At 69.2% G+C, this 10,655-nt stretch carries 9 protein-coding genes and 1 rRNA gene; all 10 read right to left on the minus strand.

The window, feature by feature from the left end:
* Nucleotides 1–53 precede the first annotated feature (53 nt).
* On the minus strand, nt 54–1,217 hold the full coding sequence (gene rodA / locus ABZ463_RS38355; RefSeq protein WP_352016356.1) for a rod shape-determining protein RodA: 1,164 nt from the start codon (nt 1,215–1,217) through the stop codon (nt 54–56).
* Complete coding sequence (mrdA, locus tag ABZ463_RS38360; RefSeq protein WP_352016357.1) at nt 1,214–3,292, minus strand: penicillin-binding protein 2; 2,079 nt, start codon at nt 3,290–3,292, stop codon at nt 1,214–1,216. The genes rodA and mrdA overlap by 4 nt, the downstream gene beginning before the upstream one ends.
* A gap of 52 nt (nt 3,293–3,344) precedes the next feature.
* On the minus strand, nt 3,345–3,872 hold the full coding sequence (mreD, locus tag ABZ463_RS38365; RefSeq protein WP_352016358.1) for a rod shape-determining protein MreD: 528 nt from the start codon (nt 3,870–3,872) through the stop codon (nt 3,345–3,347).
* Nucleotides 3,862–4,785, minus strand: coding sequence for a rod shape-determining protein MreC (gene mreC, locus ABZ463_RS38370; RefSeq protein ID WP_352016359.1), 924 nt, complete (start codon nt 4,783–4,785; stop codon nt 3,862–3,864). Before mreC ends, mreD begins: the two co-directional genes overlap by 11 nt.
* A complete protein-coding gene (locus ABZ463_RS38375; RefSeq protein ID WP_352016360.1) occupies nt 4,785–5,816 on the minus strand; it encodes a rod shape-determining protein in 1,032 nt (343 codons plus the stop codon). The genes mreC and ABZ463_RS38375 overlap by 1 nt, the downstream gene beginning before the upstream one ends.
* Nucleotides 5,817–5,998: 182 nt before the next feature.
* Nucleotides 5,999–6,409: a nucleoside-diphosphate kinase gene (gene ndk, locus ABZ463_RS38380; RefSeq protein WP_362784402.1), complete on the minus strand. Its 411-nt coding sequence runs from the start codon at nt 6,407–6,409 to the stop codon at nt 5,999–6,001.
* Between the two features lie 91 nt (nt 6,410–6,500).
* On the minus strand, nt 6,501–8,195 hold the full coding sequence (locus ABZ463_RS38385) for a hypothetical protein (protein ID WP_362784405.1): 1,695 nt from the start codon (nt 8,193–8,195) through the stop codon (nt 6,501–6,503).
* A gap of 11 nt (nt 8,196–8,206) precedes the next feature.
* Nucleotides 8,207–8,563 carry a DUF4233 domain-containing protein gene (locus ABZ463_RS38390; protein WP_352016363.1) on the minus strand — a complete coding sequence of 119 codons (357 nt, stop codon included), beginning with the start codon at nt 8,561–8,563 and terminating at the stop codon, nt 8,207–8,209.
* On the minus strand, nt 8,560–9,852 hold the full coding sequence (locus ABZ463_RS38395; protein ID WP_362784410.1) for a folylpolyglutamate synthase/dihydrofolate synthase family protein: 1,293 nt from the start codon (nt 9,850–9,852) through the stop codon (nt 8,560–8,562). The genes ABZ463_RS38390 and ABZ463_RS38395 overlap by 4 nt, the downstream gene beginning before the upstream one ends.
* A gap of 715 nt (nt 9,853–10,567) precedes the next feature.
* A 5S ribosomal RNA gene (rrf, locus tag ABZ463_RS38400) occupies nt 10,568–10,655 on the minus strand; the annotation flags it as partial.

Raw genomic sequence — 10,655 nt, forward strand, 5'->3', positions numbered from 1 at the left:
TCCAGTGAGAATCCAGGGGTGCGAACATGCGGACGGCTCTCATGTTCGCCGATTCAGAATGGTTGCTCGCGAATGTGGATGGCCTGGAGCAGGCCTATGGCGATCATATTGGCGAAGGTCGCAGTACCACCATACGAGACAAACGGCAGCGGAAGACCTGTAATCGGCATGATTCCAATCGTCATCCCGATGTTGACGAAGGCCTGGAAGGCGAGCCAGCAGACGATCACCCCCGCCACCAGCGTCCCGAACCGGTCGTCGCACAACCGCGCGATCCTCATGCCGCGCAGCAGGATCACCCCGATCAACGCCACCACGGCGACCGACCCGAGGAAGCCGAACTCCTCCCCGGCGACGGTGAAGATGAAGTCGGTGTGCTGCTCCGGCACGAACCGCCCCGTCGTCTGACCCCCCTCGAACAACCCCTTGCCGAAGAGTCCCCCCGACCCGATCGCGATGAGCGACTGGGTGCTGTTGTAGCCGACCCCCCGCGGATCGCTCGCGGGGTTCAGAAAAGCGGTGAACCGCGCGATCTGGTACGGCTCAAGCACGTCGAGCAACCAGACGGCCACCACCCCGCAGACCACGAGCAACGCCAGCCCGAGAATCCACCGCTTCCTGACGCCCCCGATCACCAGCGCCCCGGCCGTGATCACGCCGAGGACCATCGTGGTGCCCAGATCCGGCTGGAGCATCACCAGCCCCATGGTGAACCCCGCGACCCCGAGCGAGAGCCCGATGTCCAGCGTGCGGGGCCTGTCGGTGCCCCTGACCGGTCTGGCCAGCAGCATGGCGAGCATCAGCACCAGCCCGAGCTTGGCGAACTCCGAGGGCTGGAAGGCGAACCCACCCCCCAGCATGATCCACGAGTGGGCGCCGTTCACCGTCGAGCCGAGCGGCGTGATCACCAGCACCAGGCCGACCAGGCTCATGACGTAGACCAGCGGCGCGTAGACCCGCAGCGACCTGTGGTTGACCATCACCGCCACGCTGGTCAGCGCGATCCCGATGGCCACGTTGAGAATGTGCTTCTTGACGAGGCCGGTCGAGCCGGGCGCCCAGGTCCTGGTCGACGACCAGACCAGCAACGTCCCGATCACCGTCAGCGCGGCGACCGCGACCAGCAGCACCCCGTCCATCCTGCGCACCGCGGAGGAGGCCGCGACCGCCCTGCGTGTGAGGGAACCACCGGCCGGCACGGCCATCGTGCGGTTCATCGGGCCACGGTCCCGTCCCGCTCGATCATCGGCAACCTGGTCGCGGGCCGGTGGTCGGGCAGCGCCGCGCGCACCGGCTTCCCCTTGCCCTGACCGTCCTGCGGCGCGATGCCGTAGATGCCCTCGTAGATCTTCCGCGCGGCCGGAGCCGCGGTCTGACCGCCCATCCCGCCCTGGGAGACCATCACGACGATCACGAAACGCGGTTTCTGCGCCGGGGCGAACGAGGCGAACCAGGAGGTGTCGTTCTTGCCGTACACCTCGGCGGTCCCTGTCTTGCCGCCGACCCTGACCTTGTCCATGGGGAACCCGCCGAAGGCGCCGGCGGCCGTGCCGTCCGAGGCGACCTCGCTGAGCGCCCCCCTGATGTAGGACCGCTCCGCCTGGGAGAGCGGCAGCTTGCCGACGACCGGGACCTTGATCTCCTTGACCATGGTGCCGTCCGGCCGTACCAGCGCCCAGCCGATACGGGGACTGCGTAGCTTGCCGTCACCGACGAGCGCCGAGTAGGCCGCGGCGAGCTGCAACGGAGTCACCAGCACATCACCCTGCCCGATGGAGAAGTTGGCCGCGTCTCCGGGCCGCCACTGGTAGCCCTCCAGGCAGTTCTCGTACGCCAGCTGTTTGAGGAAGGCCGCCCGCGACGGACTTGACCTGGCGACCTCCGGATATCCGCTCTTGGCCCGCCTGCAGTTCTCCGTCTTGGTCGCGTCCCACAGCTGCTTCTTCCACTCGCGGTCGGGGATGCGCCCCGCCGACTCCCCCGGCAGGTCGATCCCCGTCGGCCTGCCGAATCCGAAGGCCCGCGCCATCACCGCCATCGGTTCCTTCGTCTTGCCCCTGGGCCGCAGCCCTCCGTCACGCAACCACTGCTCGTACGCCGCCCGGTAGAAGATCGTGTCGCAGGACTTCACCAGCGCCGTGTGCAGGGTCAGGGTGCCCATCCCGATGCCGTGGAAGTTGTTGAACGGTCTGCTGCCGACCATGAAGGACCCCGGGCAGTCATAGTGCCCGTGCAGCGGATACCCGTCCCTGAGCATCGCGGAGACCGAGGAGATCTTGAACGTCGAGCCCGGCGCGAACTCCCCCTTGATCGCCCTGGACACCAGTGGCCTGCCCGCCTTGCCGGACAGCAGCCGCTGGTACTCGGGCTCCGAGATGCCTCCCGTCCACACCGCCGGGTTGTAGGTCGGCGCGCTGGCCAGCGCGACCACCCTGCCGGTCCGCACGTCGAGCACGACCCCCGCCGCTCCGTCCGCGGACGGCGCCGACTTCATCGCCTCCGCCAGCGCCTTCTCCGTCACCGCCTGCACCCTGGCGTCGATGCTGGTGATGAGCGTGTCACCCGGGGTCGGCTGCACCTGCCGCTCCACCCCGATCACCTTGCCGAGCCGGTCGACCTGCACCCGTCTCAACCCGGGAACCCCTCGGAGCTCCTTGTCGTAGACCGCCTCAAGACCGTCACGGCCCACCAGGTCGACCCCGGAGAAGACCGCCTTGAACCCGTCGCGCCTCTCCATCTCCTCCTGTGTGATCGGCTGCAGGTAGCCGAGCACCTGCGCCCCCGCCGAGTTGCCGGGATACTCCCTGACCGCCTGCACCTCGGCGGTCACCCCGGGGAACTCCTCCTGCCGCTCCAGGATCTGCAGCGCCTCACGCGTCGTGACGTCGTCGTCGATCGGAATCGGCTGGTACGGCGAGCCCGGCCAGCACGGCCTGGTGACCCCCGGCCCGCACGCCCTGATCCGCATGCGCAGCTCCGACGGCTTACGGTCGAGCACCGCCGCCAGACGCTGCAGCACCTCCCTGCCGTTGCCCTCCATCCGGTTGAGGCTCGTACGGTCGACGGAGACCACGAGCCTGGTCCGGTTGCGTACCAGCGGGCGCCCCGCCGAGTCGAGGATCTGCCCACGCACCGCGGGTACGACCACGTCACGAGTCCGCGTCTCGGTCGCCGCCTCGACGAACTCGGCCCCGCGCACCACCTGCACCTGCCACAGCCGTACGGCGAGCAACGCCAGCAGCGAGGCCACCAGGACCTGGATCACGACCAGCCTGGTCCGTGTCCTGATCATGCCCGCCTCCCGCGGGCCGGGACCGGCGTCCCGCCCCAGCCTCGCCGTCCGCTCATCTACGTCCCCGAACCAGATGCGTGACCGGCCGCAACTCCCGCTCGCGCGGCCCCTTGACGATCCTCATCACCAACCACACCGTCGGAGGCGCCGCCAGCAGGTTGTAGCCGATCGCCCAGGGCAGCGGAGAGGCCAGCACGTCCCCGCCCGCACCGGGCTCCCCGAGCAGCACGCTGACCACCGCGACGGCGGGCGGCCCCGCCGCGGCGCAGGCCAGCGCGACCGGCAGCCTTGCGTCGGGACGGCTCTCCCCCGCCCTGCCCGCGGCGAACCCGATCAGGCACAGCACCAGCGCGTACTGCCCGAGCACATGGGCGGCAGGCGGCAGCACGTCACCGGCGAACCCTGCGCCGAACCCCATCACCGCCCCCGCGGCCGCGCCACGGACCAGGGCGTACCCCACGACGGTGAGCAGCACCAGGTCGGGCGCGGCCCCGCCAGGCAGCGGAATCCGGTTCACGAACGTCACCTGAACGACAAGGGCCAGCAGAAGCACCGCGACGGCCCCCAGGTCACGGCTCACCCTCCGCCTCCTCACGCGGCCCGTCCCCACGCGGGGCCTTTCCCCGTGGCACAGCCGGCAGCACGGTGTCCCGCGGGGCACGCTGGGGCGCCTGCACCACCACCCCGACCACGTCCAGCGCCGTCAGATCGGCGTACGGCCGCGCGTAGGCCACCCTGGTCAGCTCCCCCGGAGTCGCCACCACACGTTCGACCACCCCGATCGGCACCCCCGCCACGTACGGCGCGCCCCGCTGGGAGCCGAAGCTCACGATGCGGCGTCCCGGCACGATCTGCGCCGAGGAGTCGAGCAGACGGAACCGGAGCAGACGACCGTTCTGCCCGATCCCGTGCACCAGCCCGATCTCGTTGCTCCCCTCAAGGCGCGCCCCCGCCGCGGAGGCCGGGTCACTGAGCAGCACCACCGTCGAGGTCGAGGTGCCCACCTGCACCACCCTGCCGACCAGGCCGTCGCCGTTCAGCACGGTCATCTCGGAGCGCACCCCGTCGGCGCTGCCCACGTCGAGCTGTACGGCCTCCTCGAAGCCGGGCGTGCCACGCCGGGCGATCACCTGGGCGGGCACCAGCCGGTATCCGGCGGCCCCCGCGACACCGAGCAGACGGCTCAGCTCCTGCGCGTGCCCACGATCCAGCGCCTGCGCCGTCAGGTCCCGTCTGAGTCGCTGGTTCTCCGCGCGCAGCACGTCGATGCGGCGCTGCGCGTCCGGTGCGGCCGCCATCGTCTCGAAGAAGTGCCCGACCGGCCGAACCAGCCCCGCCCCGAAGTTCTCCGCGGCGCCGAACAGCTCGGCGCCAACTCCTCTGAGCGGGCTGAGCGGGGAGTTCGCCCCCGCCCGGTGGTCGACGGTCATGAGCACCAGCGCCGCGGCCAGCAGCACTCCCAGACTCATCCGTGCCCGGCGCGTGTCCCTCATCAGTGTCGCGGTTCCGACACCAGGACCTGCTGCAGCGCCTCGAAGTCCTCGACGCACTTACCCGAACCGAGCGCGACGGAGTCCAGCGCGTTGTCCACCAGGTGGATCGGCATGCCCGTCTCGTCCTTGAGCCGCTCGTCCATGCCCTTGAGCAGCGCGCCGCCCCCGGTGAGCGCGATCCCACGGTCCATCAGGTCTCCGGAGAGCTCCGGCGGGCACTTGTCCAGCGTCGTCTTGACCGCGTCGACGATCACGTTCACCGGTTCCTCGGTGGCCTTGCGGATCTCGGCCGCGGAGACGACGACCGTCTTGGGCAGGCCGGTGACCAGATCACGACCCCGGATCTCGGCGTGCCCCTCCTCGGGAAGCGCGCAGGCGGAGCCGATGGCCATCTTGATCTCCTCGGCGGTCCGCTCACCGAGCATCAGCGAGTACTCCTTCTTGGCGAAGGTGATGATCGCCTGATCCAGCTCGTCACCGCCGATCCTGATCGACTGGCTGGTCACGACCCCGCCCATCGAGATGATCGCCACCTCGGTCGTCCCGCCGCCGATGTCGACCACCATGTTGCCCGTGGGCTCGTGCACCGGAAGCCCGGCCCCGATCGCGGCGGCCATCGGCTCCTCGATGATGTAGACCCCCCGGGCCCCCGCCTGGTAGCCGGCCTCCTTGACCGCCCGCTGCTCGACCCCGGTGATCCCGCTCGGCACCGCGATGATGATGCGCGGCTTGGCGAACTGACGGCGCCGGTGCACCCGCTGGATGAAGTAACGGAGCATGCGCTCGGTGACGTCGAAGTCGGCGATCACACCGTCCTTGAGGGGGCGGATCGCCATGATGTTCCCCGGTGTCCTGCCGATCATGCGCTTGGCCTCGATGCCGATGGCCACGATCTTTCCCGTGGTCGTGTTTATCGCGACGACGGAGGGTTCGTTGAGAACCACACCGCGGCCCCGCACGTAGACGAGCGTGTTGGCGGTGCCGAGATCGACCGCCATGTCGCGGCCGAGAAATGCAAGCTTGCTGCTCATGAGGAAGGCGGCCTCCTTCCGTCAGGTCGTCGGCGAAAACTACAGAACGCACTCGAATCGTAACGTGACGTACCCACCACTGAGCGCAATGAGCCCACCAGATCCGGGAAAATCTTAGAGCGTCTCAAACACGCGGAGCCCCGTCACCCTCCCAGGCGACGGGGCTCCGCGAAGCCGGAGACCTAGAAACGGTCCGGGAAGAAGAGCTTGATCTCGCGGGCGGCGGACTCGGGAGAGTCGGAGCCGTGCACGACGTTCTCACCGATCTCCAGGGCGTGGTCACCACGGATCGTGCCGGGAGCCGACTTCACCGGGTCGGTCAGACCCGCCAGGGCACGGAAGGCCTCGACCGCGCGAGGACCCTCGGCGACCAGCGCGACCAGCGGGCCGGAGGTGATGAACTCGACCAGCTCGCCGAAGAACGGCCGCTCCGAGTGCTCGGCGTAGTGGGCCTTGGCGGTGTCGGCGTCCAGGGTGCGCAGCTCAAGCGCCGCGACCTTCAGGCCCTTGCGCTCGATCCGGGCGATCACGTCACCGATGAGACCACGCGCGACACCGTCGGGCTTGATCAGGACAAGAGTGCGCTCGGACACTGAGGTTCTCCTTTGAACGGGGATGACTCGCGGACTGCGAGGAACGCGCGAAGTTTATCGCCCTCGGCCCGGTTCCCCGTGGTCGGCGACGTCATGGGCGGTCCGCCCCGTCTCCCAGCGCCCCCTCCGGGGACGGAGTCGGCGGCGGCACGACCGGCAACGTCCCCGGCTCGGGTGCGCCCGCCGCTCCCGGATCTCGCCCGGGACCGGTCTCGGGAACGGCCCCGTCGGGCCCCTCCTCCTCGGCCTCTTCGGCGGATCGGTCATCGCCCGCGGACCCCACCGGAGATGGGGCCGAGTCGACCGGCGGCGCGGGCGCCGGGACCGAAACGCTCCTCTCGTTCCCCGCCGCCCCCTCCTGCGACGCCTCGTCTTCGACGGCCCCGGCACCGACCACGACCGTACGGCGGGCCAGCGCGGCGCCGAGCACGATCGTGGCGACCACCAGACCGCCACCGATGAGCGCCCACAGATGCAGCGCCCCGACGAACGCGTCCACCATCGCCTGCGGGGTCTCCGCCTGCCTCAGCATGGTGAGCTGGACGCCGGTCCCCAGCAGGAAGCCGGACAGGATCCCCGGCAGGAACAGCGAGAGAGCGAACAGCGCCACTCCCACTCCCGAAGGACGCAGCACCGCTGTCAGGGCCACGGCGGCACCCGCCGTGAGCAGTGCGAAGGGAAACAGGAGCGCGAGCCCCTCCGCGGTGGGCAGCAATGCCCTGACCGCGCACAGCCCGGCGACCAGGACGGCCAGGCCACCTGCGGCGCACAGCGGTGCGGTGGACTCTCCGAGTCTGCTCACCGCGACGGCCGCGGCCAGTCCGAGGACCCCGGCGACCAGGAACGCCGGCCACAGCCCGCTGAGCCCGGGACCACTCAACCCACCCAGCTCGACATTGGTGACCTGCGCCGCGGTCGGCAGGACGACGACGCCGACCACCAGCATCGTGTAGGCGGGAGCCCTGCCCGCCCCTTCCCCGAACCCGCTCGCCGAAGCCAGGAGGAAAAGCCCGATGATCGACAGCACCGCGACGAGAACGAGCAGGCCCGGCGGCCAGTCGAACGTCGTGCCCAGGGCCAGTGTCGCCACCGCCGCGGCCGACCCCGCCGCGACCGGCAGGCGACCGCCCCGCATGGCCTCGGGACTCGCGGAACCTTCGCCGCTCCTTATCCAGAACACGAGATAGACGGCGGCCAGCACCAACGCCACTCCGGTCAACATGGGGTACGGCTGGAGCGTGACCCTCCAGGACCTGACCTCGTTGAGCGGCCACAGGGCCAATGCCTGCGCGGCCGTGAGGCTCACCGCCAGCATGCCCGCCCAAAGGGCACGCAGGACGGCGGAGCGTTCCCAGACCGTCACAAGACTGGCGGGCAGCAACAGCCCGGCTCCGACACCGTGCAGAGCCCGCAGCACCCCGACCAGGGACGCCGACCCGGCGTAGCCCCCGGCCGCGTCCGCGAGCGCCAGCAACGCCAGTCCGGCGACCAGGACCGGAACTGCCCTGACCCGGCGTAAGAACAGTGCGGCGAGCGGCACGGTCAGTACCATCGCGGGTAGGGCGAGCCCGTGTGCCCTGACCATCTCGATCTGGGAGACGTCGGGCGGCAGCAGTGCCGCGACCACCGAGATCGTGTTGGGAACGGCGACGATCGCCAGGGGAAGGGTCACCGCGACGAGCAGCCCTAGGATGACGTCGAGCATCAGCGAGGCACGGAGAGGACGCGCCAGGTCAGCGGACCCGGCGGCCACCCCCCGGGCCGGCTGCATGGGAGGGACGGCCATGTTGGCCGACTTTAGCGGGAAGTCACGCCCTCGACACGGCGAGCGACGAATATCGCCGTGATCCACAGTGCGGCGAAGATCGCCCCAAGGAAGAACATGGTCGGAACGAGAAAACCCGCGGCTATGGCCAGAACCTGGATCACGCTTCCCACGATGTAGGCGAAGGGGTGTTTCAACAGACCCACCACCAGGACGCAGAGGACGGCCAGACCCAGCCCGACCGTCACCGCGAAAGCGGGCTCGACCCCCTGGGTGTTGATCGCCACCGGCGTGAAAAGGCCGACGACGATCGCCTCCATGCCCAGCACACTGGCACAGAGCCGCCGCATACCCGGCGTGACGGTGAACATGCCCCGCCTCTCGCTCACGTGGCCTCCTCCGCCTTCAGCAACAACCGCGCGTCTCCGGCCGTGACCACGGAGCCGGTGATCAACACACCGGCACCGGCGAACTCCCCCTCCTCGTCGGCCAGGCCGATCCCCATGTCGATCGCCTCGTCGAGTCGTTCGGCCAGGCGAACCCGGTCGGCTCCGAAGATCTCTCCGGCCAGCGCCGCGAGCCTGTCCGGCTCCATGGACCTCGGCGAGGAGTTCCTCGTCACCACGATCTCGTCCATCATGGGCTCCATCAGCTCGAGAATGCCCTGGACGTCCTTGTCCGCGAACATGGCCACCACACCGATGAGCTTGCCGAAGCCGAAGGACTCGTGGACGGCCTCCAGGGTCGCCTGCACCCCGCCCGGGTTGTGCGCGGCGTCCACGAGCACCGTCGGGCCCCGCCGTACGACCTCCAGCCTTCCGGGTGAGGTGACGTTCAGGAAGGCCTGCCGTACCAGCTCGATGCCGAGGGGTTCCTCCCCTCCTGTCAGCGCCTCGACGGCGGCCAGCGCGCAGGCGGCGTTGCCCGCCTGGTGCGCGCCGTACAGGGGGAGGAGAACCTCCTCGTAGACCCCTTTGAGCCCCTTGAGGCGGAGCAGCTGCCCGCCGACCGCCAGCTCCCTGCCGAGCACGCCGAACTCCAGCCCCTCCCTGGCCACCGTCGCCCCGGCCTCCACGGCCCTGCGCACCAGCACCTCCGCAGCGGGAAGCTGCTGCTGCGCGAGTACGGCGGTCGCCCCCGGCTTGATGATCCCGGCCTTCTCCCCGGCGATCGTCGCGACGTCCGGGCCGAGATAGTCGACGTGGTCCAGGGAGATCGGAGTGATGACGGCGACCGTACCGTCGGCGACATTGGTCGCGTCAAAGCTGCCGCCCATGCCCGTCTCGATGACCGCCACGTCCACGGGAGCATCGGCGAAGGCCGCGAAGGCCATCGCGGTGAGCGTCTCGAAGAAGGAAAGCCTGCGTCCCTGAGCGTCGATCATCTTGAGGTAGGGCTCGATGTCCAGATAGACCTCGGTGAAACGCTCCTCGCTCAGCGGGAGGCCGTCGATCGAGATGCGCTCACGCATGGACACCAGGTGCGGACTGGTGAAGCGACCGACGCGCAGATTGCGCTCACGCAGAAGCGTCTCGATCATGCGCGTCGTGCTCGACTTACCGTTGGTGCCGGCGACATGCACGATCGGATAGGCGTCTTGAGGGGAACCGAGCACATCCATGAGCGCGGCGATCCTGTCGAGAGTGGGCTCGAAGTTCCACTCGACGCCACGTTCCATGATTGCTTGTTCGACCGCTCGATATTCCACGCCTCAAGCCTACTGACCCACAAGCCGCTCTTCCCCCTGCCCCACGGCCTGTGGTCCCTTCACCACGCCTCCAGAGAAGGTACGGCTCGCTCCCGACACAATGCCGGGACCGTGGGGACCGTCGGACACCGGCCGCCGGAGGAGCGGCCCTTCGGCCTTCTCCGGCCCCCGACCCGGGACCTCATCGTTCGCAGCCAGGGCCGTCCACGACCAGGGCGAACAGGATCAACCTGACCACCCCGTGGACCCCCGCCGGCAGACAACACCACCCCCGAGGCCGCTGCCGGAGGCCGCTGCTGAAACAGAAAAAACAGCCCCGACCGCGAAGCCACCCCGCACCAGAGAAAGGGGCAGCCTCGCCGCCCCTCACGTCACCTTTCCAGGCCGGGCACAAACAAAAAAAAGGGGGCAGCCGCCAGCCACCCCAACCCCCAAACGCGCCCAACACCCCGCCTGGAACACCACCCCACCACACCAAAAACCCCAGGGAACCCAGAACCAACCCCGCGGGGAACCCCACACAAAAAAGGGGCGGCCTTCGCCACCCCACACCCAGGGAACAACCCCCAAGAGCCACACACAAAAAACGGGGGGGCAGCCCACAGCCACCCCCACCTACGCACACACCCCTGAAAAACAAAAAAAAGGGGGGCCACCCCGAAAAGGATGACCCCCCACAAAAATTGTCCGGCGGCGACCTACTCTCCCACACCGTCCCCGGTGCAGTACCATCGGCGCTGAAGAGCTTAACTTCCGGGTTCGGAATGTAACCG

Source organism: Streptosporangium sp. NPDC020145, assembly GCF_040631275.1.
Lineage (GTDB): Bacteria > Actinomycetota > Actinomycetes > Streptosporangiales > Streptosporangiaceae > Streptosporangium.